22 protein-coding genes and 1 pseudogene are annotated in these 21,153 nt (G+C 70.2%); 14 read left to right on the top strand and 9 right to left on the bottom strand.

Annotated elements, in window-relative coordinates:
• Positions 1-19 precede the first annotated feature (19 nt).
• Entirely contained in the window at positions 20-445 is a 426-nt protein-coding gene (locus tag ACW62_RS30555) for a MarR family winged helix-turn-helix transcriptional regulator (RefSeq protein ID WP_053207910.1), read from the top strand.
• Between the two features lie 164 nt (positions 446-609).
• Here ACW62_RS30555 and ACW62_RS30560 read toward each other — a convergent pair whose 3' ends face one another.
• Positions 610-1,023, bottom strand: a complete 414-nt coding sequence (locus tag ACW62_RS30560; RefSeq protein ID WP_053207911.1) for an NUDIX domain-containing protein — start codon at positions 1,021-1,023, stop codon at positions 610-612.
• 284 nt (positions 1,024-1,307) lie between these two features.
• On the opposite strand from ACW62_RS30560, the pseudogene ACW62_RS36675 reads away from it, so the two are divergent.
• Positions 1,308-2,126: pseudogene (locus ACW62_RS36675) on the top strand (fatty acid desaturase family protein); the annotation flags it as partial.
• Between the two features lie 177 nt (positions 2,127-2,303).
• Here the strand turns inward: ACW62_RS36675 and ACW62_RS36680 are convergent.
• Entirely contained in the window at positions 2,304-2,870 is a 567-nt protein-coding gene (locus ACW62_RS36680) for a TetR family transcriptional regulator (RefSeq protein ID WP_053207913.1), read from the bottom strand.
• A gap of 5 nt (positions 2,871-2,875) precedes the next feature.
• A complete protein-coding gene (locus ACW62_RS30575; protein ID WP_053207914.1) occupies positions 2,876-3,358 on the bottom strand; it encodes an Lrp/AsnC family transcriptional regulator in 483 nt (160 codons plus the stop codon).
• A 132-nt stretch (positions 3,359-3,490) separates the two neighbouring features.
• Here ACW62_RS30575 and ACW62_RS30580 point away from each other — a divergent pair, with 132 nt between their 5' ends.
• The 3 genes from ACW62_RS30580 to ACW62_RS30590 all read left to right on the top strand — a co-directional run bounded on the left by ACW62_RS30580 (position 3,491) and on the right by ACW62_RS30590 (position 8,507).
• The gene (locus ACW62_RS30580; RefSeq protein WP_053207929.1) at positions 3,491-5,794 is read left to right on the top strand and encodes a transketolase-like TK C-terminal-containing protein; all 2,304 of its coding nucleotides are present in this window, start codon (positions 3,491-3,493) and stop codon (positions 5,792-5,794) included.
• A 72-nt stretch (positions 5,795-5,866) separates the two neighbouring features.
• Positions 5,867-7,027 carry a PucR family transcriptional regulator gene (locus ACW62_RS30585; protein ID WP_053207915.1) on the top strand — a complete coding sequence of 387 codons (1,161 nt, stop codon included), beginning with the start codon at positions 5,867-5,869 and terminating at the stop codon, positions 7,025-7,027.
• Between the two features lie 220 nt (positions 7,028-7,247).
• Entirely contained in the window at positions 7,248-8,507 is a 1,260-nt protein-coding gene (locus ACW62_RS30590) for an NAD(P)/FAD-dependent oxidoreductase (RefSeq protein WP_053207916.1), read from the top strand.
• A gap of 20 nt (positions 8,508-8,527) precedes the next feature.
• Here the strand turns inward: ACW62_RS30590 and ACW62_RS30595 are convergent, their stop codons facing one another.
• Entirely contained in the window at positions 8,528-9,025 is a 498-nt protein-coding gene (locus ACW62_RS30595) for a flavodoxin family protein (RefSeq protein ID WP_053207917.1), read from the bottom strand.
• 133 nt (positions 9,026-9,158) lie between these two features.
• Between ACW62_RS30595 and ACW62_RS30600 the strand changes: the two genes are divergently transcribed.
• The 4 genes from ACW62_RS30600 to ACW62_RS30615 all read left to right on the top strand — a co-directional run bounded on the left by ACW62_RS30600 (position 9,159) and on the right by ACW62_RS30615 (position 10,882).
• Positions 9,159-9,740 (top strand): hypothetical protein, encoded by a 582-nt coding sequence (locus ACW62_RS30600; protein WP_053207918.1) that lies wholly within the window; start codon positions 9,159-9,161, stop codon positions 9,738-9,740.
• 130 nt (positions 9,741-9,870) lie between these two features.
• Entirely contained in the window at positions 9,871-10,149 is a 279-nt protein-coding gene (locus ACW62_RS30605; RefSeq protein ID WP_053207919.1) for a hypothetical protein, read from the top strand.
• 168 nt (positions 10,150-10,317) lie between these two features.
• Complete coding sequence (locus ACW62_RS34480) at positions 10,318-10,482, top strand: hypothetical protein (RefSeq protein WP_157575088.1); 165 nt, start codon at positions 10,318-10,320, stop codon at positions 10,480-10,482.
• A 142-nt stretch (positions 10,483-10,624) separates the two neighbouring features.
• Entirely contained in the window at positions 10,625-10,882 is a 258-nt protein-coding gene (locus tag ACW62_RS30615; RefSeq protein ID WP_053207921.1) for a type II toxin-antitoxin system VapC family toxin, read from the top strand.
• 403 nt (positions 10,883-11,285) lie between these two features.
• Here the strand turns inward: ACW62_RS30615 and ACW62_RS34485 are convergent, their stop codons facing one another.
• Together ACW62_RS34485 and ACW62_RS36685 are read right to left on the bottom strand one after the other, a co-directional pair.
• Positions 11,286-11,750: a hypothetical protein gene (locus ACW62_RS34485; RefSeq protein WP_157575089.1), complete on the bottom strand. Its 465-nt coding sequence runs from the start codon at positions 11,748-11,750 to the stop codon at positions 11,286-11,288.
• A gap of 15 nt (positions 11,751-11,765) precedes the next feature.
• Positions 11,766-12,008 carry a DUF2188 domain-containing protein gene (locus tag ACW62_RS36685; protein ID WP_083460363.1) on the bottom strand — a complete coding sequence of 81 codons (243 nt, stop codon included), beginning with the start codon at positions 12,006-12,008 and terminating at the stop codon, positions 11,766-11,768.
• Between the two features lie 542 nt (positions 12,009-12,550).
• Here ACW62_RS36685 and ACW62_RS34490 point away from each other — a divergent pair.
• The 3 genes from ACW62_RS34490 (at position 12,551) to ACW62_RS30620 (ending at position 15,559) form a co-directional block, all read left to right on the top strand.
• Positions 12,551-13,279 (top strand): hypothetical protein, encoded by a 729-nt coding sequence (locus tag ACW62_RS34490; RefSeq protein WP_157575090.1) that lies wholly within the window; start codon positions 12,551-12,553, stop codon positions 13,277-13,279.
• Between the two features lie 582 nt (positions 13,280-13,861).
• Positions 13,862-14,962 (top strand): MBL fold metallo-hydrolase, encoded by a 1,101-nt coding sequence (locus ACW62_RS36690; protein WP_157575091.1) that lies wholly within the window; start codon positions 13,862-13,864, stop codon positions 14,960-14,962.
• A gap of 60 nt (positions 14,963-15,022) precedes the next feature.
• Positions 15,023-15,559, top strand: a complete 537-nt coding sequence (locus tag ACW62_RS30620) for a tyrosine-type recombinase/integrase (RefSeq protein WP_420843630.1) — start codon at positions 15,023-15,025, stop codon at positions 15,557-15,559.
• A gap of 26 nt (positions 15,560-15,585) precedes the next feature.
• On the opposite strand, the gene ACW62_RS30625 is transcribed toward ACW62_RS30620, so the two are convergent.
• Positions 15,586-16,755 carry an acyl-CoA dehydrogenase family protein gene (locus tag ACW62_RS30625; protein ID WP_053207922.1) on the bottom strand — a complete coding sequence of 390 codons (1,170 nt, stop codon included), beginning with the start codon at positions 16,753-16,755 and terminating at the stop codon, positions 15,586-15,588.
• A 111-nt stretch (positions 16,756-16,866) separates the two neighbouring features.
• On the opposite strand from ACW62_RS30625, the gene ACW62_RS30630 reads away from it, so the two are divergent.
• Positions 16,867-18,183 carry a UDP-glucose dehydrogenase family protein gene (locus ACW62_RS30630; RefSeq protein WP_053207930.1) on the top strand — a complete coding sequence of 439 codons (1,317 nt, stop codon included), beginning with the start codon at positions 16,867-16,869 and terminating at the stop codon, positions 18,181-18,183.
• A 15-nt stretch (positions 18,184-18,198) separates the two neighbouring features.
• Here the strand turns inward: ACW62_RS30630 and ACW62_RS30635 are convergent, their stop codons facing one another.
• On the bottom strand, positions 18,199-19,443 hold the full coding sequence (locus ACW62_RS30635; RefSeq protein ID WP_169792162.1) for an LCP family protein: 1,245 nt from the start codon (positions 19,441-19,443) through the stop codon (positions 18,199-18,201).
• Between the two features lie 77 nt (positions 19,444-19,520).
• Entirely contained in the window at positions 19,521-20,327 is an 807-nt protein-coding gene (locus tag ACW62_RS30640) for an SAM hydroxide adenosyltransferase (RefSeq protein WP_053207923.1), read from the bottom strand.
• 199 nt (positions 20,328-20,526) lie between these two features.
• On the opposite strand from ACW62_RS30640, the gene ACW62_RS30645 reads away from it, so the two are divergent.
• Complete coding sequence (locus tag ACW62_RS30645) at positions 20,527-21,039, top strand: acyl-CoA thioesterase (protein ID WP_053207924.1); 513 nt, start codon at positions 20,527-20,529, stop codon at positions 21,037-21,039.
• The last annotated feature ends 114 nt before the right edge of the window (positions 21,040-21,153 follow it).

The raw sequence follows: 21,153 nt of genomic DNA on the forward strand, positions 1-21,153 counted from the left end.
TCGATGGTAGGGTGGACCTGTGGACAAGGAGCTCGCCGGGCCCATCGCCGACCTGCTGACCAGCGCGAACCGGCGCCTGCGCCGGGCGTCCAGGGCCGAGCTGGAGCGTGCCGGCATCACGCCCAGCCAGCTGCGGGTGCTGCGGCTGCTCCATGCGGCCGGCGAGCCGCTGCGGGTCAGCGAACTGGCCCGGCAGCTCGACGTCATCCCCCGCTCCGCCACCTCGGTGGTCGACCTGCTCGAAGAGCGCGGCCTCGTCTCGCGGCAGCCCGACCCCGGCGACCGGCGGGCCATCCTGGTCGCGCCGACCCCGGCGGCCACCGACCTGCTGCGGGCGTTGCGCGCGAGCCGCGCCGCCGGGGTGGCGCAGCTGGTCGACCGGCTCTCGCCGGAGGAGCAGGCCGAGTTGGCCCGGCTGCTCACCGTCCTCACCGCCGACGACTGAGCGCCGGCGGGGCGGCGCGAACCGGCGGGGCGGCCACCACGGCGCCCGCCGGTCACACGTCTGGTGCGGACCGACAGCTGGATCGGCCCGCGCTTTGGATCATGATCAGCTCCGGCGGCCGTGTCAAGATCGCGTCCACCGGGCGTCGCGGCGGGCCGGCCGGGTCAGCCGTCGAGGCCGATCCGGACGGTGTCGAGCAGGTCGGACGGCTGGCAGCGCTTCGCCACCTGGTCGACCGGCACCCACTCGGACGCGGTGTACTCGGCGCTGAGCTCGACGGGCGTGCCCCACGGCAGCTCGATGCGGTACACGGCGACCTCGGGGTCGTCGTCGCGGACGGGTTCGGGTGTGGCGACGATGCCGGTCTCTTCGCGCAGCTCGCGGGCGGCGCAATCGGCGATCTTCTCGCCCGGCTGCCTGACGCCGCCGGGCGGCACCCAGGCCCACTCGCCGTCGAGGGACTCGATGTCGGCCGGGTGCAGGAGCAGCACGTGCGGCCCCTTCGGCCCCCGGCTGGTCACGACGATCGTGGCGACGGCCGGGCCGTTCTCGAGCGCCTCGCTGGTCGGGTCGGTCATGGCGGACAAGTGTGACGCATGACGTGGCCGAATGCGGCCGTATCGCCAGGATCGCGTCGTCCGGCGCGTCGCGGACGGCCCGGTCGCGCGCCGCCGGGGTGGGGGTAGCCCCACCGCAGGCTCGGGTGGCAACCGGCCCGCGCTGCTGATCACACGTACGTATGATTTCGATCATGACAGCTCTCGACGCCATGACCAGCACCGATGCCGTTCAGGATCGTCCGCGGCAGCGATTCGTCACCGACTATGCGGAGCTCTCCCAGCGGGTCCGCGCCGCCGGCCTCATGCGGCGCCGTCCGGTCTACTACGCGATCCGGGCCGCCCTGCTGGCGGTGGTGTTCGCCGGGGGCGTGGCGGCGTTCCTCGCCCTGGGCGACTCGTGGTGGCAGTTGCTGCTGGCGGCCGGGCTCGGCCTGCTGCTGACCCAGGTGGCCTACCTCGGCCACGACGCGGCGCACCGGCAGATCTTCGGGTCGGGCCGGCGCAACGAGCTGACCGCTCTGCTGCTGGGCAATGTCGTCGTCGGGCTGAGCCACGGCTGGTGGATGTCCAAGCACAGTCGGCACCACGCCAATCCGAACAAGGTGGACGTCGACCCCGACGTCGAGGCGTCGGTGCTGGTGTTCACCAGCGACGTGGCGGCCGAGCGGCGGGTGCGCAAGGGGTTCGGCGGCTGGTGGGTGCGTCATCAGGGGACGGTGTTCTTTCCGCTCCTGCTGCTGGCCGGGCTGAACATGCACGTCAGCGGCCTGCGGACGGTGTTCGGGCGCGGCCGCGTCAGGTTCCGGGCCGTGGAGATCCCGCTGTTGCTCGCCCGGCTCGTCCTGTACCCCGTCGCGCTGTTCACCGTCCTCTCGCCGGGCCTCGCGGCCGCCTTCCTGGCCGTCCAGCTGGCGGTGTTCGGGGTGTCGATGGGCGCCACGTTCGCGCCCAACCACAAGGGCATGCCGATGATCCCCAAGGACCTGAGCCTCGACTACCTGCGCCGGCAGGTGCTGACCAGCCGCAACGTGCGCGGCGGCCGGTTCGTGGACGTCGCGATGGGCGGGCTGAACTTCCAGATCGAGCACCACCTGTTCCCGAGCATGCCCAGCTCCAGACTGCGGGCGGTCCGTCCGATCGTGCGGCAGTTCTGCGCCGAGCGCGGCGTGCCCTACACCGAGGCGGGCGTGCTGGAGTCGTGGCGGATCGTGGTCGAGCACCTGAACCGGTCGGCAGCACGAACGTCGACCCGTTCGAGTGCCCCATGGCCGCCCGGTTGCGCGCGCCCGCCTGACCCGTCACTCGTCGACGAGGTCCCCGAGCGCCCCGGCCAGCGCCGCCGCGTCGGGCAGCGACTCGGGGTCGACGAGCGCCTGCGCGACCAGGCCCGTCACCAGCGCGTAGACCAGCGTGCCGAGGCCCTGCGCGGCCGCCGAGTCCTCGTCGACGGACGGCCGGCCGAGCACGATCGCGGCCAGCGCTGCGCGTCCGCGGGCGTGGCCGGCCGCGATCTCGGCCCGCAGCTCGTCGTCGAACTTCGACTGGGTGAGCGCCAGCAGGCCGGCCGCCTGTGTGTCGCCGGAGTCCGGGATCATCTCCAGCAGCGTGGTCAGCAGCGCGCCGAGGCGCTCCGCCCGGGTTGCGCCGCCCGCCGCCCGCGCGGCCGCCTCGAGGGTGTCGCCCCATTCGCTGCTCAGCTCGATCGCGGCGAGGTTCATCAGCCGGTCCTTCGAGCCGAAGTAGTAGCTGATCGACCCCAGGTTGGCCGCCGCGGCGCCGGCGATGTCGCGGGCCGTCGTGCCGCTGTAGCCCTTCTCGAGCAGACACTTCTTCGCCCCGGCGATGAGGGCTTCGCGCTGAGACATGGTCGTCAGCGTACGGAGGTGAGGCGCGCGAGGAGCGGGGTGATGCGGTAGGGGACGAGTTCGCGCATGACCAGCGCGGTGTTGGTGCGCTCCACGCCGGGGATGGCCAGGATCTGGCCGGCGATGCGGTAGAGGTCGGTGTCGTCGGTGGCGACGATGTGGACGAGCAGGTCGGTGGGGCCGCTGATGCCGTGGACCTGCAGCACCTCGGGGATGTCGGCGAGCGCGGCGCCGACCTCGTCGAGGAAGCGCTGGGTGACCTGGGTGGTGACGAAGGCCGTCAGCGGGTAGCCGAGCGTGCGCGGGACGACCCGGCGCTCGAACGAGTCGAGGACGCCCGCCCCCTCCAGCCGGGCCAGGCGGGCCTGGACGGTGTTGCGGGAGAGCCCGAGCCGGTCGGCGAGGGCGAGGACGGTGGCTCGCGGGCTCTCGGTGAGCGCGGCCACGAGGCGGGCGTCGGTGGCGTCGAGCCTGTCGTGCGTGGGCATTGTGCTCGCTCCCGTCCCCGGTCTGTCTGGTCGGCGTGAGCATACTGCTGAATCCTGGATCTGGAGATGGTGCAACCTGGGCTGCTCATGCTGTGATCGAGCGCATTCTGTCCGAGCATGATGGAGGTCGGGATGACGATGGTCGCGGCGGCGCCGGAGGCGGACCGGTTCGAGACCCTGCGCGAGATCGAGCGCCGGGTGCTGTGGTTGTCGACGGCGATGGTCCACCACGCGAACCGGGTGCGGCCGAACCCGTCCGGCGTGAAGGTGGGCGGCCACCAGGCCTCGTGCGCGTCGATGGCGACGCTCATGACGTCGCTGTGGTTCCGGCACCTGCGCGCCGAGGACCGGGTGTCGGTGAAGCCGCATGCCTCGCCGGTCCTGCACGCCGTCAACTACCTGCTCGGCGAGCTGGACGCGGCGAAGCTGACGACGCTGCGGGAGTACGGCGGCCTGCAGAGCTACCCGAGCCGGGCGAAGGACCCGGACCCGGTCGACTACTCCACCGGCTCGGTCGGCATCGGGGCGACGGCGCCGATCTGGGGCGCGCTGGCCGGCCGGTACGTGGGCGCAGCCGGCGCCGGCCGGCAGTACTCGCTGGTCGGCGACGCCGAGCTGGACGAGGGCGCGGTCTGGGAGGCGATCCTCGACCCGCACGTCGCCGAGCTGGGCGAGATCGTCTGGATCGTCGACGTGAACCGGCAGTCGCTGGACCGCGTCGTGCCCGGCATCGCGATCCCGCGGCTGGAGGGCATGTTCGCCGCCGCCGGCTGGCAGGTGCTGACGGTGAAGTACGGCCGGCTGCTGGACGACCTGTTCGCCCGGCCGGGCGGCGCGGCGCTGCGGGAGCGGCTGGACCGGATGTCCAACCCCGAGTACCAGCGGCTGCTGCGCTGCACCGCCGCCGAGCTGCGCGACCGGCTGCCGGACGGCGCCGCCGCCGTCGCGGACCTGCTCGCCGACGTCGGCGACGACACCCTGCTGGCCGCGGTGCGCAACCTCGGCGGCCACGACCTGCCCGCGCTGGACGCCGCGCTGGGCGCCGTCGACGACACCCGGCCGACCGTGATCTTCGCCTACACCATCAAGGGCCACGGCCTGCCCACCGAGGGGCACCCGCAGAACCACTCCGCCCTGCTCACCGACGCACAGCTGCACGACCTCGCCGCCACCATGGGCATCGACCCGGACCGGCCGTGGGAACGGTTCGCCGACGGCACCGACGCCGCCCGGCTGTGCGCGGCGACGGCGGACCGGCTGGCCCGGCCGGCCGTTCGCCCGGCAGCGGGGCCGGAGTTGCCGGTGGACCTCGGCCGGACGCCCCAGGGGACGGCGACCACCCAGGCCGCGCTCGGCCGGGCCCTGGTCGACCTGACCCGGCAGGCACCCGACACGGCCCGCCGCGTCGTGACCGTCAGCCCGGACGTCTCGTCGTCGACCAACCTGGGCGGCTGGGTGAACAAGGTGGGTGTCTGGTCGCCGCGCGAACGGGTGGACTGGTTCGCCGACGACGCCGAGACCATCCTGCACTGGCGCGAGCGGCCGACCGGCCAGCACATCGAGCTGGGCATCGCCGAGACCAACCTGGTCGGCCTGCTCGGCGAACTCGGCGCGACGTGGAGCCGGTGGGGCGAGCCGCTGCTCCCCATCGGCGTCCTCTACGACCCGTTCGTCGCGCGGGCCCTGGAGCCGTGGTCGTTCGGCATCTACGCCGGTGGCCAGTCGATCCTGGTCGGCACCCCGTCCGGCGTCACGCTGGCCCCCGAGGGCGGCGCGCACCAGTCGATCATCACGCCGTCCATCGGGCTGGAACAGCCCGGCTGCGTCAGCTACGAGCCGGCCTTCGCCATCGACCTGGAATGGACGCTGCTCGCCGCGCTGGCCCGGCTCGGCCGTCCGGACGGCTCGTCGGCGTACCTGCGGCTGTCCACCCGCCCCGTCGACCAGACGCTCGCCGCCGTGCCCGCCGACCCGGCCGCCCGGGACCGGCGCCGCCGCCAGGTCGTGGCGGGCGGCTACCCGCTGTGCCGGACCACCCGGCCGGACGTGACCATCGCGGCCATGGGCGCCGTCGTCCCCGAAGCGCTGGCCGCGGCCGACCGGCTGGCCGAGAGCGGGGTCGCCGCCGACGTCGTCTGTGTCACCAGCCCGGACCTGCTGTTCCGCGCCGTCCAGGCCCGCGGCGGCCGCGACGATGCCCCGTCCTGGATCCTCGACCAGCTGCTGCCCGCTGGCCGGGCCGCCCCGCTCGTCACCGTCCTCGACGGGCACCCGCACACGCTGGCGTTCCTCGCCACCGTCCACCGAGTCCGGCACGTCGCCCTCGGCGTCGCCGGGTTCGGCCAGTCCGGCTCGCTGGAGGACGTCTACCGCCACCACGGCATCGACACGGACAGCATCATCAGCGCCGCGCTCGACTGTACGCTCCTCGAATGAAGCGCCCCTGGCGCAGGACCGACCTGAGGAACCGAGTTGCGCAGTCTCTCGGAGGCACCTGACCTCTTCGCGATGGCGGGAGCTCTCGCGAACCTGCTGGGCGCCCCGGTCACGATCGAGGACCACGACGCGAGGGTCCTGGCGTACTCGGACGGTCAGATGTCGGCCGACCAGGCGCGGACCGCGACGATCCTCGGCCGTCAGGTCCCGCCCGAGTACCGGGAGGCGTTGCGCGCCGCGGGCGTGTACCGCCGCATCTCCACCCAGGACGGCGTCGTCTATGCCGACCTCGCCGACGCCGGGATGAAGCCGCGCGCCGTGGTCGGGATCCGCGCCGGCGACGAGCTGCTCGGGTCGATCTGGGCGCTCGTCCCCGCAGAGCTGTCCGCGGCGCAGGAGAAGGACCTCCTCGAGGCGGTCCCGATCGTCGCTGACGCTCTGCTCCGGAACCGGGCCCGCGACGATCGGGCCGGCGAGCAGGTCGCCGCCCTCCTCGAGGGCGGCGCCGACGCGGAGGCCGCGGCCGCCCGGCTCGGTCTCGCCGGCCGGCTCACCGTGCTGGCCGTCGCGACGACGACCGACGCGGCCAGGGTGGACCGCACGGCCGGCGCCCTGACCCTGCGGCTGGCCGCCTCGGCCACACGGCCGGTCTCGGCCGTGCTCGACGGCGTGCTGTACGTCGTGGTGACCGCCGAGGCCGACGCGGTGCACCGGATCGTGGCGGACTTCCTGCGGCGCGGCGGCGACGGCGGCCAGCTCGTCGCCGGAATCGGGCGGACGGTGCCCGGCCCCGCGCACGCCCACCGGTCCAGGTCCGACGCCGACAACATCGTCCGCATGCTGGCCGGCCGGGGCTCGGCCGGCGTGGCGCTGCCGATCCAGGACGCCTTCGTCGACGTCGTCACGGCCCGGGTCGCCGACGTCATCGAGGCCGAGGACCTCGGCGGCTACGGCCCCCTGGCCGCGCTGGAGCGGTTCGACGCCGAGCGGGGCACGGAGCTGGTGAAGACCGCGCGCGCCTACCTGGCCCGGGGCGGCGACGTCAGCGCCGCCGCCGCGGATCTCACCGTGCACCCCAACACGCTGCGCAACCGGCTGCGCAAGGCACTGGAGGCCGTGGGCGTCGACTTCGACGACGCCGATACCAGACTGGCGTTGATGCTGCAGCTGAAGGCGGCGGCGCTGGCCGATCGCACCGCGCGTCGCGGGGAACGCTGGCCGCCCCGCCAATGACCCGGCACCTCCGCCCGGTGACGATGGTGACTAGGGGGTGGCTGACGGATCTTCGGCGGCGCGGATCGACGCCCAGCCGCCGACCAGCGGCGTTGTCGTCGTCGGTCGATGGCTCCGCATCGACCTTCTCCTCCGCCTTGCTGGACCGACGACTGGACGCCGCCCGCATCCACCAATATCCGTCAGCCACCCCCAGCCATCTCACCAGGAGGTTTCGTCCATGTCCGCCCAGTCGTCCGGCCGCGCCCCGCGTCATGTCGTCGTCGCCGGCGCCGGCATCGTCGGCCTGTCCACCGCGTGGTTCCTGCAGGAGCGTGGCGTGGAGGTCACCGTGGTCGACCGCGTGGGCGTCGCGGGCGGCTCGTCGTGGGGTAACGCCGGTTGGCTCGCGCCGGCACTCACCACGCCGCTGCCGGAGCCGGCCGTCCTGGCCTACGGGCTCAAGGCCGTGCTGAGCCCGTCGTCGCCGGTATACGTGCCGCTGCGGTTCGACGCCGGCCTGATCCGCTTCCTGGCCGGCTTCGCCCGCAACTCGACGCCGCGGCGGTGGCGGCGGTCGATGGCGGTCTTCGCCGGGCTCGGGCGCGACGGCCTGGCCGCCTACGAGACGCTGGCCGCCAGCGGCGTCGCCGCCGAGGTGCGCGACGCCGATCCGTTCCTCGTCGGCCTCGGGTCCGACGCGGCGTTGCGCGCCTTCACCGCCGAGCTGCGGCACGTCGAGGAGGCCGGCGTGGAGGTCGCGGCGGACGTGCTCGGCGGCGCCGAGGCGCGCGAGCTGGAGCCCGCCCTCGGCCCGGGGGTGGCGGCGGCGGTGCGGCTGCGCGGGCAGCGCTTCATCGACCCGGCCGTCTTCGTGCACGCGCTCGCCGACGCCGTCGTCGCTCGTGGCGGCAAGCTGTTGGAGGGCGTCGCCGTCGACGGCGTTCGCGACCTGGGCACTGAGGTCGTCGTGGATTCCGGCTCCGGCGAACTGCGCGCCGACGCCGTCGTGCTCGCGACCGGCGCCCGGCTGGGCGAGCTGGCCCGGCCATTCGGCGTGCGCCGGCCGGTCCAGGCCGGCCGCGGCTACAGCTTCAGCGTGCCGCTCGACCACGTCCCCGCCGGACCCGTCTACTTCCCCGATGTCCGGGTGGCCTGCACACCGCTGCGGGGCCGGCTGCGGGTGGCCGGCACCATGGAGTTCCGCCCGCCGAACGCGCCCCGGGACCCCCGGCGCATCGCGGCCATCATCGAGTCCGCCCGCACCCGCCTGGCCGGCGTGCGCTGGGACGAGCGCACCGACGAGTGGGTGGGATCGCGCCCGTGCACGAGCGACGGCCTGCCCCTGGTCGGACCCACCCGGTCGCCCCGCGTCCACGTCGCAGGCGGCCACGGCATGTGGGGCGTGGCGCTCGGGCCGCTCACGGGTCGCGAGGTGGCCGCCACCCTGGTGACCGGCCGGCGGTCCGGCCAGATCGCGGCCTTCGACCCGCTGCGCTGAGTCAGAACTCCCGGCCCGCGTCAGGTCACCGCGAGGCCGAGCTGCTCGCCCCAGCGGCGGGCGCGTTCCTCCTCGCCGTCGGCCAGCGGACCGGTCGTGCCTGTCACGAAGAAGCTCGCGGCGGCGGCCACCGGACGGTAGCCGCGGCGACGCAGCAGCCGGCGGGCGGCGTGCGCCGCTGATCCGGGCAGCCGCGGCTTGTCGGCCTTGGTGTCGAAGGTCGCGACCATGGCGCCGTCGGCGTGCACCTCGGCCAGCCATTCGCGCAGCCCCGTCGCCTTGGAGACGACTCCGCCCGGGGCCTTCTCGGCCGCGTTCGCCCGGGTCGACCGGCGGCTCAGGCCGAAGGCATGAGTCGGGCCGCCGACCACCAGCAGGTCGACGCCGTCGAGTGAGCTGCCCGCGGAGCCGACCTCGAGCGTGTCGACCGTCATGGTGACGGACAGTCCGTCCGCGATCGCCTCGGCGATCTTCTGGGTGTTGCCAAACATGGACTCGAAGACGACGAGTGCGCGCATGATGACACTTCCTTCCGTACCCTTCTCCTGGGTCCACCCTGCGCCTGGACGACGCCACTGAACCACCCCCGTTCGGCCTCTGACCTGGGGACCTACGGCCCGGTAACGTGTGGGTGGGGAGGAATGGCAAGCGATGGACGTCACGACGTACGCGAACGCCACGGTCCTGTGTCGCCGGCTGGCGGGCAGGCTTTCTGACGTGGTTCTCGAGGCCGTCCGGGTCTACTACTTCGTCGGTGAGGGCGACCTCGCCGATGCCTCGTTGCTGGTCAGCCTGGCGATGGAGGACGTCCAGATCACGCCGGCGGAACGGGATCTGATCCGTGCCGTGGTCGCCGATCCGAACGCGGCCGAGTTCGAGGATCTGCGCGTCGTGGATGAGCCGGTCATCCCGGTCCACGACTTCCAACCGGCGGGGCCGCCGACCGCGCCGGATCCGGCTCGCGCTGACGACATCCTGGCCGCCGAGGCCGACAGGCATCGGGTACACAGCCTGCATCGCACGTGGCGCAGTTCGACGGGCGACCCCGGAACCGGGACCTGGGTCTACGTTGCGATGGTCGGCGATTCCGCCGACGAGCTGGGGGTGCACTCGGCCCTGAGCTCGAGGCTCGGCGTGTCACTCCGGGTGGCGTGGCCGATCGAGGCGGTCGCCGTCAGCGAGCCGAACTCTTACCAGGATCGGGCATTGGCCGGCGCCGTCCAGGTGTCATGACGCGGTAGCCCCGTCTGACCTGGTCAGAAGCTCACCGTACCCTTGAGCAGCTGGCGGACCGGCTGGCTGGGCTGCGCTCGTCGCTGGAGGACGTGCGGCAGCTGTACGTCGCGGAGCAGGAGCGCCAGCCATGACCGGCGCCGAGGGCCGCAATGTGGTGTGCTCGGTGAAGAGGTGCGACGAAACCGGCACGCATACGGTTCACCGGCTCTACCTTGCGTCGATCCCGGCCGAGTCCGGCCGTTGGATGCTCTGCGTCAACGTGTTTCGGCCCCACGGCTCCGGCACCGGAGTCGAACTGACCACCGCGCCGCGTCATGGCCACAGCACCGTTGTGCGCCTCGGGACCCGTGCAGCCGGATTGCTCCGCGAGGCGATCACCGACGCCGTAGAGCGCATCGAGCCGTGAGTCGGCCGTTACGGCATCTGAACGACCAAGCGCCGAAGTCCAGCCCGCTGGACGGGGCCAGTCTCCAGCTCGGACACCAGTTGGACGAGTTGGGGCCGGCCCACGATCGAGAAGGAGTAAACATGCAGGTAGAAGGCACAGACGCAGGTCTCCGCTACTATAGGGGCCATGACGGTCCCGGCGTTCAGCGATCCGGCCATTGTGGTCACCGCGACGCCTGCCGACCCCGAGCGGGAACGTGCGGAGTGGCGGGCGTGGTGGTCGACTCTGCCCGCGGTCGAGCGGGACCGGCCCGCGGCTGAGGTGCTCGCCGAGATCCGCGACGAAGACTAGTGCCGCAGCGTTACGTCCTCGATGCCTCCGCCGGCGTCGAGATCCTCAACCGCACGCCTTCTGGCATGGCCCTGACCACCCACACGTTCCGGCCCGTGCCGAGGAATGGACCGTCGATCACTTCTACGTCGAGGTCGCCAAGGTGATCCACCGTGACGTGCTCCGCGGCATCCTCACCGAAGCCCGAGCCGCGGCGCTCATCGACGGGCTGGTCAACTGGCCCCTGTCGGTTGCCCAGTCCGCACCACTCCTGCGCGACGCCTGGACGATGCGGAACAACATCACCATCCACGACGGCCTCTACGTGGCCCTTGCCCGCCACCTCGGCGCCACCCTCGTCACGGCCGACCAGAAGTTAGCCAAGGCGCCGGGACTGGGTGCGCTGATTCTGGCACCGTGATCGCGTTCTCATCGGCCCTATGAGCAATAGCCGGCGGGCGCCGGTGGGCCGGTCCTGCGCTGTGGCGTGGAATGCGCAGAAGCAGCCCCGGCGTGTCCCCAGGAGTGCTGACAAGTCGAAACGTTAGTCCTTGTCTTCTTCCCAGTCCGCCGTAACCGCTACGTCTTCGACGCGCTGCCTGTGGCTTTCCTTGCTGTTGGAGAGGTCCGTCCTGTCCTCACGAGGCGTCTCAATTCGCCGCGAAGTCGGTTGGTTATCCTCATTCCTGTCTCTGCCCATCGTGCTCCTCCCGTCTGTTCAGGTGCCATACCGGCGACCTCTGGCGATAGTACTCGGCGTGTGTATATGTCGATCCAGGGTCGCTTCAAGAACAAATTGACCCATCCGGCGCTGGTCCGAACCATCAAACGAGCTTCACAGAGCACGGTCGTGGGCCCCCAGCATTCGAGGTCCAGGAGTAGACTCTCAGTGACGCTTCGCCTGGCTCGATCCACTTATGTTCCTTCAAGATTGAGAACGTCTTCTTTCGTTCCCATGCGACGCGGTGTGGCTCGGTCTTCGGGTCCTCTAGGTCCGGCAGGCTGAAACGCAGACCGGTACCTGTCTGCCTCAAGTAGAAGTGTGAACTGCCGATGTTGGTCAGGTCTATTCGAGCGATCAAGAACCAGCGGCCCTCAATCTCGATCCATTTCGCCGACAGGTCCACAAGTGTACGCGGCTGGAATGTGCGTCCTTTTGCGAGCTTGTAATAGGCCCAGATGCCCGCCGCTGCGACGCCGACCGCTGTCAGTGCGCCCGCAACAATATCAACCCAGATGCTCGCAATCTCAATCTGGCTGAGCTTGTCCGCATCATCCGATCGCGACATCGCCGAGCGACGATATCATCGCTTGTCGCGAGGAGGGTTTGGGTCGTTTCCTGGTGCGATGGTGTCGGCGTCTCGGATCTTTCCTTCGCGGTTCTTAATCACCAATTCGCCACCGCCGCTGTGCTCTAGTATTTCTCGCGCACGTTCAATAGCCTCGGCCTGGGTTTGGTGTCTGCTGCTCGCGCGCGACGCGCCTGGAGCCTCTACCTTCCATCCTCCATCGCTGTGCGGCGCGACCTGCCGTTCGTTTCGTGCCATGTTGCCCCCCTTGCAGAGTTGGTGCTTGACCACAGCACTCTAGATCCGTCCCCGGACAGAAGCATCGAGGACGAGTCGGAGGCACACCTGAGCGCGGATCATTCTGGGGTCGTCCTCATAGCTGCCGGTCGTTGGCTTGACGCGCAGAGCGGAGGCCAAAGGATGGCAGCTATGAGGGGGACGCCAACGACGGTGACTGTGTGCGCATGATCGAGCTGGTGTCGGCCGTGAAGGAGCCCGCCGGCCGACAGGCCCGGAATGGCCGCCAGGCCGCACGCCCGGAGGCCGGGCGGGCACGGCGCGCGCAGCGCGCCGCTTGATCTCGGAGAGGTCGATCCGGCAGTTCACTGAGGTGGATCGCCCGGCCTCGCCGGGACGATCGTGGCTGTTGACCTGTTGAGCACCTGTGGCCCGCGTCGCGGTAGCCTGAAGTGTGTGTCGACGACCGGGGGGTGTGTGCGGGGGACCTTCCGCCCGGTCGCTGAACGTGCCATGATACGGCTCACCATGCTGATGAGCGTGCCAAGGGCGAAGGGGTTTCGGTGGTCGTCCCCAAGATAGCTCTCGAAGGTGCATCGGTTGTGGTCCGAGGTCAGTTTAACCCTGCCATGTTCTCCCCCGCCTGGTTCTTGATGAATGGCCTAGTTGGGAAGGCGGAATACGAGGCGGCGGACGTCGAGGCTATCGTTGCGCCCGTAGCGTCTTTTCGCCTCGATTGGCTACAAGTTAACGTTCAGGCCGAGATGTTCCAGGTGCTGACCGATAAAACCGATGCCTACGAGTCTCTGAGAGACGTCGCGGTTGGCGCACTAGGAGCCCTTCCTGGGACGCCGATAAGCCAGCTCGGAATAAATCGGCAGGTTCACCTTGTCACTGAGAACGCCCATGAATGGCACGCAGTTGGCGACGCTCTTATTAGGAACGATGTGTGGGAAGGCGTGCTTACCCTCCCAGGTCTTGCAGACGTGACCACGTGGTCCGTAAGGCCGGACAAGTACGCGGGAAGAATACAGGTGCAAGTTCAGCCTTCCTCAAAGGTGGAGTTCGGAGTCTACATCGCCTACAACGATCACTATGATCTAACGATCGTTGAATCGCAGCCACAATCGCGTGATGAGTTCGGTACCCGCCCAAACGCTGGCACGGGGACGCTCTCGGCGGAGAAGGTCTCGGTTGCAGTCGAGATTCTGTCGGGCGAGTGGGCAGAGTGCATGAAGCGCGCAGGGCAGGTTGTGGAACGCGTTGCTGCGCAAAAGGAGGGGGCGGCATGAGTCGGACCGGCACGCTTGGTGCCCAGCAGTTGGCGGGAACAACCAGTACGAGCGTCGGCGGGGCTGCTCGGCCGGCCTGGAGCCCTGATGTAGCAGAGCTAATACGGCGCTATGTGCAGGCGACCAGCGAGAGCGATACGACACCGATCTCCAGTGTGGACCCTGCAAGATCGCCTACTGCTGTGGACCTGACCAGTCCTGGAGAACTCGGAGAAGCGGCGACTGTTGCGCCTGCGCAACCGGCGCGGCGCTTCGAACTTACGCCTGTCCTGGGGCTAAAGAAGTGGCTGGGTCGGGTGCTAGAAATCGATGGGCCAATCTTTACTGCGGAACTGGTACCGCTCGACCCTGTCGACGGACCGGCTGTATGCGCTGATTTTGAGCTTCAGCTGTTATCGCCTGACGAGGCTGAGGTCCGATCGGGCGACACCTTCTATTTGACTGTTCGAACGGTCGAAGAGGGCGCGGGGCGCAGAACTACGACCTCAAGTCTCCGGCTGAGGCGGCTTGGACGCTGGACCGAGAGTGATATCGAGCAGGTTAGGGCGCGAGCACGCCGCAAGCTAGCGCGGTTCAGCCAGTATGTTGACTGATCCGCCTGCTGAAGACGAGTTCGAGGTTTCGATTTTTGGTCCCGGGAAGGGTGAATCAATCGCGGTCCATCTCGGAAGGAACGAGTGGATCATAGTTGATTCTTGCATTGATCAGGCGGACGGTTCGAATCCGGTCGCAACTTATCTGGGCCAAATTGGTGTGGACCTGGCTACGCAAGTTCGCTTAGTTGTTGCAACCCATGCGCACGATGATCATTTCGCTGGAATAGCCGAATTGTTCCGCGCTTGTTCCGCCGCCAGATTCGTGTGCTCCTCGGCAGTGACATCGGAAGAGTTCTTTGCTCTAACGGAGATTGACGTAGAGCTTGAGAAGGTGATGCGCGCAAGTGCCTTGGCTGAATATCGTAAAGTCATTCGTTATGTCGAGGATCGGGGTCGCTCCTCGAATGGGCTGAGGCCAATGATACGTGCGTCCAATCAAAGAGTACTTCTCAGCCGGACGTCATCGGAGCTAGCGGCGAAGGTGACGGCTCTGTCGCCCTCCGATGAGGCGGTAACGCGGGCGTTGCGGACTCTTGCACGCGGTGCTGCGTCGAGTGGCGATCTCCGTCGGCTGCCGACCCGCGACCCGAATGAGTTGGCTATCGCGATTTGGGTTGAGGTCGGAGAATGCGCCGCGCTCCTGGGGGCGGACCTACTAACCGGCCCCGCTGGCTGCGGCTGGGGCGCCGTGCTTGCGGAGTTCGTTCCAGACTTTCCGGCTTCGCTATTCAAGGTGCCGCACCACGGCTCGCCTAACGCTCATCACGATGATGTTTGGGCTACATTACTGGATGGTGCACCGGTCGCATTGCTGGCCCCTTATCGAGCTGGCCGGACTCCCCGGCCTTCGGATGCTGATCGGCAGCGAATCTGCGGGCTAACTGAGCGAGCATTTATCACGGCGTCGCCGGAGATGCCCAAGCCGAGGCGGGCGGTTAAGACAATGGCGGCTGCCCTTGGGACGCTTCCCGCGCGTATTCATGAGCCTTGGGGTCGTTCTGGTCACGTGCGCGCTCGGTTCGGTGCGCGCGATGCTCGCTGGCGTGTGGAGTTGTCGGACATCGCCCGCCCTCTGTGTGGGACGTAGTCGCGCCTACAAGGTTCGGTCAGCCTCGGCGCGGCGATCCTGGCCATCTCGCCCGACGACATCGACCGTGCGGCGCAGGTGGCGCTGATCCAGCGGCAGCTCAAGACGGTCAACGGGGTCCAGATGTTCGCGCTCCCGAAGGGCGGCAAGACGCGCACGGTCCCGGTGTCGGGTGGGCTGTTGGAGGTTCTGGACGAGTACGGCGAGATGTTCCCGCCGGTCGAGGTGAAGCTGCCCTGGCGCATCCCCGACGGGGAGCAGGTGGTGGCCCGGCTGATGGTGACCGGCGAGAACGGTCGTCTGTACTCCGGGGACCTGTTCACGAAGGTGGTGTGGCAGAACGCGTTCAAGGCGGCGGCGCTGACGTACCGCCCTCGGACCGACGGCATGCACGAACTCAGGCACTTCTACGCCTCGACGTTGCTCGCCCGCGGAGTGTCGATCAAGGAGCTGGCCGAGTACCTGGGGCACGCCGACGCCGGTTTCACGTTGCGGACCTACACCCACCTGGTTCCGTCCAGCCACGAGCGGGCACGACAGGCCGTCGATGCCGTGTTCGGGCCCGAAAGTGACGGCCCAGAGACGGCCCGATCATGAAAACCGGCCTTCGACGCGCTCCTGGGCTAGAAGCTCACAACCCCTTTGAGCAGCTGTCTTGCCATGACCATGCGCTGGATCTGGTTGGTGCCTTCGTAGATCTGGGTGATCTTGGCGTCGCGCATCATCCGCTCGACCGGGTAGTCGCGGGTGTAGCCGTAGCCGCCGAAGAGCTGGACGGCGTCGGTCGTCACGGCCATGGCGACGTCGGAGGCGAAGCATTTGGCGGCGGCGCCGAGGAAGCTCAGCATGGGCTCGTCGCGCTCTGACGCCGCCGCCGCGCGGTAGACCATCTGGCGGGCGGCCTCGGTCTTCATGGCCATGTCGGCGAGCATGAACTGGACGCCCTGGAAGTCGGCGATGGGACGGCCGAACTGCTGGCGCTCCTGGACGTAGGCCGTAGCGGCCGCGACGGCGCCGGCGGCGATGCCGACCGCTTGGGCGCCGATGGTGACGCGGGTGTGGTCGAGCGTGCGCAGGGCGATCTTCAGGCCCTGGCCGAGGTCGCCGACGACGCGGTCGGCGGGGATCCAGCAGTTGTCGAAGAGCAGTTCGCGGGTCGGCGAGCCCTTGATGCCGAGCTTGCGCTCGGGCGCGCCGTAGGAGAAGCCGTCGTCGGTGGACTCGACGACAAAGGCGGTGATGCCGCGGGACCCGGCGTCGGGGTCGGTGACGGCCATGACCGTGTAGTATTGCGACACCCCGGCGTTGGTGATCCACGACTTCTGGCCCGACAGCCGGAAACCGTCTCCATCGGGGACCGCGCGGGTCGTCATGGACGCGGTGTCGGAGCCGGCCTCGCGCTCGGACAGCCCGTAGGAGAACATCGCCTCGCCCGCGGCGACGGGCGGCAGGTACTTCTCCTTGACGGCGGGCGACGCGGCCAGCAGCAGCGGCATGGTGCCCAGCTTGTTGACCGCCGGGATGAGCGACGACGACGCGCAGGCGCGGGCGATCTCCTCGATGACGATGCAGGTGGCCAGCGCATCGGCGCCGGCGCCGCCGTACTGCTCGGGGATGTGCGGCGCGTGGAAGTCGGCCGAGCGGAGCGCGTCGTACGAGGCCTGCGGGAACGTGGCGGTCTCGTCGGCCTCCGCGGCGTGCGGCGCCACCTTGTCGGTGCACAGCTCGCGCACCGCGGACCGGATCGCCTCGTGCTCGTCGCTGAGCCGGTACAGGTCGAAGTCGGCATCCATCCTCCGATGCTACTCGCCAGTAGGGTCGGTACCGCAAGTGCGGCATGGCGACGCCCGGCAGCGGCTTGTAGATTCGACACGACGAATCGGCCAGAACGGGTGGGATTGATCGTGACCATGCGCATCTCCGTCATCGGCACCGGCTACCTGGGCGCCGTCCACGCCGTCGGCATGGCCGAGCTGGGCTACACCGTCGTCGGCATCGACGTCGACGCGGAGAAGGTCGCGGCGCTGGGCCGGGGCGAGGCCCCGTTCTACGAGCCCGGGCTGGACGAGCTGCTGGCCAAGCACTCCGGCACCGGACGCCTGACGTTCACCACCGACTTCGCCGCGGCCGCCGGCGCCGAAGTCCACTTCGTCTGCGTCGGCACCCCGCAGCGTCGCGACGGCCTGGCCGCCGACATGCGCTACGTCGAGGCGGCCGTCGACACCCTCGCGCCGTACCTCGACAGCGCCTGCCTGGTGGTGGGGAAGTCGACGGTGCCGGTGGGCACCGCCGCGGCGCTCGCCGACCGGCTGGCCAAGACGGCGCCGGTCGGCGCCGGCGCCGAGCTGGCGTGGAACCCGGAGTTCCTGCGCGAGGGGTTCGCCGTCGAGGACACCCTGCACCCCGACCGCCTGGTCTTCGGTGTCACGTCCGCCGAGTCCGAGCGGAAGCTGCGCGAGGTCTACGCCCGCACCATCGCCGACGGCACGCCGGTCATCGTCACCGACCTGCCCACGGCCGAGCTGGTGAAGGTGTCCGCGAACGCCTTCCTGGCCACCAAGATCTCGTTCATCAACGCCATGGCCGAGATCGCCGAGGTGGCCGGCGCCGATGTCACCAAGCTGGCCGACGCCATCGGGCACGACGCCCGCATCGGCCGGAAGTTCCTGAACGCCGGCATCGGCTTCGGCGGCGGTTGCCTGCCGAAGGACATCCGCGCGTTCATGGCCCGGGCCGGCGAGCTGGGCGCGTCGCACTCGCTGGCCTTCCTCGCCGAGGTCGACGCCATCAACCTGCGCCGCCGCCAGTACGTCGTCGACCTCACCCGCGACCTCGTCGGCGGCAGCGTCGCCAACCGCCGCATCGCGGTGCTGGGCGCCGCGTTCAAGCCGCACTCCGACGACGTCCGCGACTCGCCCGCGCTGAACATCGCCGGCCAGCTGCACCTGCAGGGTGCCCGGGTGTCCGTCTACGACCCGAAGGCCACCGCCAACGCCCGCAAGGTCTTCCCGACGCTGCCCTACGCCGACTCCGCCGTCGAGGCCTGCCGCGACGCCAGCGTCGTCCTGCACCTCACCGAGTGGCAGGAGTTCCGCGAGCTCGACCCCGCGGAGCTGGCCGGCATCGTCGAGACCCCGGTCGTCATCGACGGCCGCAACTGCCTCGACGCCGACGCCTGGCGGGCGGCCGGCTGGACCTACCGGGGCCTCGGCCGCCCCTGACCCAGCCCCGCGGGGTTACGGCTGGGCGTCGAGGACGGACTGGGGGACGGCGTCGCCGTTCTGCAGTGCGGTCCACAGCTCGCCGGAGAGCTCGGCGTCCCAGGTGACGGTGTTGCCGATCTCGCCCAGCGGGACGGTGATGGTGTCGCCGGAGCCGCCGGAGACCGAACCGATGCCGCGGGCGAACGCGAACATGTCCATCGGGCCGGTGTCCTCGTCGAGCACCAGGGCGTCCCCGCCGGCCAGCATGGTCCGCGTCAGCTCGATCGGGTTGACCAGCGTGCCGGGGGAGAGCGCCTTGTCGGAGATGGCCGAGATCAGCTCGCGCTGCCGCTGCACCCGGCCGATGTCGGACGTCGGGTCGAAGTGCCGGGCGCGGGCGTAGCCGAGCGCGTCGGGGCCCTGCAGCGTCTGGCAGCCGGCCGGGAGGTCGATGTGCGCCTGCTCGTCCTGCACGGGATCGTCGAGACAGATCTCGACGCCGCCGAGCGCGTCGACGATGCCGGCGAAGCCGCCGAAGCCGATCTGCACGTAGTCGTCGATGGCGACGCCGGTGGCCGCCTCGATCGTCTCGACCAGCAGTGGCGCGCCGCCGAATGCGAACGCGGCGTTGATGCGGTTCTCGCCGTGGCCGGGGATGTCGACGACGGAGTCGCGCGGGAGGCTGATCAGCGCGTTGCGCTCGCCGCCGCCGGGGACGCTCAGCAGCATGATGGTGTCGGTGCGCTGGCCCTCGGTGCTGCCGGTGCCCAGCTCGCTCTGCTCCTCGTCGGAGAGGTCCTCGCGGCTGTCCGAGCCGACCAGCAGGAACACCCGGCCCTCGGAGGTGGCCGAGCCGTGGTCGGACGGAATGGCGTCGACCTTCTCGATGCGGCCCCACACGTACCAGAGCAGCGCGCCGAGCGCGATCAGGACGACCAGCCAGAACGACAGGAACCAGCGGAGGAAGCGGACGAAGCCGGAGCGCTTCTTCTTCGGCCGGCCGGGCGGTTCGGCGCCTTCGCGGCGACGACGGGTGGGCGGCGGCGCCGCGGGGGGCGCGCCGGCGCCGTCGGTGTCGGCCGGGCCGTACGCGTCGGCCGGCATGACGCTGGTGCCGCTCGGCACCGCTGCGGCCGGCGCCGGGCCGGGCCCGGGCTCGTCCTGCGGGCTGTGGGCCACGCCGCCGCGATAGGAGACGCCGGGGACGTGGCCGGCTTGGTACTCGGTGACCTTGACCTCGGTCCCCCGGGCACCGCCGTCAGCCCCGTATGCCGCCATGCCTGCCTCGCCGTCTGGTCGCATCACGCTCGACCATACCGTCGCCGGACAGCTCTGTAACCTGCCGATCTCGCGTGTCATACCTGGACGGAGACGGCGTCGCCGGCGCGCAGCCCGAACTCGGCGGCCGCCGAGCCGCCGTTCACGACCAGCTCCAGGAAGCCCGGCCCGGAGCTGCCGGTGACCAGCGCGGCGGCGCCGACGGGCACGTCGGAGAGCCGCTCGTGATGACGCACCTTCGTGGCGCCGACGGCGACCCGGTCGCCCGCGACGACCCCGAGGTCGGCGGCGGTGCAGGTCAGTTTGCAGTTGCCGAAGTTGTCGACGAGCGCGACGCGGACGCCGTCCGGCCGGTCCGGCACCGGCAGGTCCACGGACGAGGACGGCACCGGCCGGTCGTCGAGCACCCACTTGGCCAGCAGCGGCAGGTACCAGAGGCTGCGGAACTGCGTCGTCGCCAGCCCGGCGGCGTCGGCCGCGCCGATGGAGGCCCACTCGGCCGCCGCCAGCACCGTCGCCGCGTCCGTCACCGAGACGGAGCTCACGCCGAGGTGCCGGCGCACCGGGTCCAGCAGCACCGGGTCGTACGTTGTGAACACGGTGTGCCGGCCGTGCCGGAACCAGCCGAACGGCGCCCCGTTGGGCCATTCGCCGTCCCGTGGCGCCACGTTGACCAGCGTCACCGTCGGGAAACCGTCCTCGCCGAGCAGCCGCGTCGACAGCAGCACGTCCAGCAGGGTCAGCCCGGCCGACTCCAGCGGCGCCGGCCCGTCCAGCGGCAGCAGCACCGGCGACCGCCCGAACAACGCCGCCATGCGCGTGGTCAGCCGGGCCTGCGCGTTGGCGTCGGAACAGTCGGTGAGGTAGGTGATCGGCGGATACATGGTTCCCCTCGGGAGGTGGGCATGAACAAGTCACTGAAAAGAAAATGGGCCCCCGCGCGGTGCGGGAGCCCATTGAGCTGACGGAGTGAGCGTCAGGCCAGCATCGAACGGCCGCACCGGGGGTGCAGCATTCGCATCGTGGCCTGGACGTGCGTCACATCGACGACCGTACCCGACGGCGGCCGCCTACGCTGACCGCATGAGTCCAGAGGGCCGGCCCGCCTCGGCCGCGCAGACCAGCCTGTCGCGCATCATGACCGCGCTCGACGCCAACCTGCTCGGCACCGTGCACGGCGGCGTCATCATGAAGCTCGTCGACGACGTCGCCGGCGCGGTGGCGCAGCGGCACGCCGGTGGCCCGGCCGTCACGGCGTCGATGGACGAGATGACGTTCCTCGAGCCGGTGCACGTCGGCAACCTCGTGCACGCGCACGCGAAGGTGAACTGGACCGGCCGGACGTCGATGGAGGTCGGCGTGCGGGTGGTCGCGGAGCCGTGGAACGAGGTCCGCCCGGCCACCGCGGTCGCCACGGCCTACCTCGTGTTCGTCGCGCTCGACCCGGACGGCGCGCCGCGTGAGGTGCCGCCGGTGCTGCCGGAGACCGACGAGGACCGCCGCCGGTTCGCCGAGGCCGAGATCCGCCGCACCCATCGGCTGGCCCGGCGCGCGGCGATCCTGCGCTCCCGCGAGGAGCGCATGCCGACGCCTTGACCCGCCCCCGTTCCATGATCATCAACCTTCTATGTCGCGATAGCAGCCCAGAAGGTTGATGATCTCTCTGTCAAGATCGTGGGTGCCGGGGTGCTGCTCGACGGGGTGGTGTCC

The sequence above is a fragment of the Jiangella muralis genome, assembly GCF_001270745.1.
GTDB lineage: Bacteria > Actinomycetota > Actinomycetes > Jiangellales > Jiangellaceae > Jiangella > Jiangella muralis.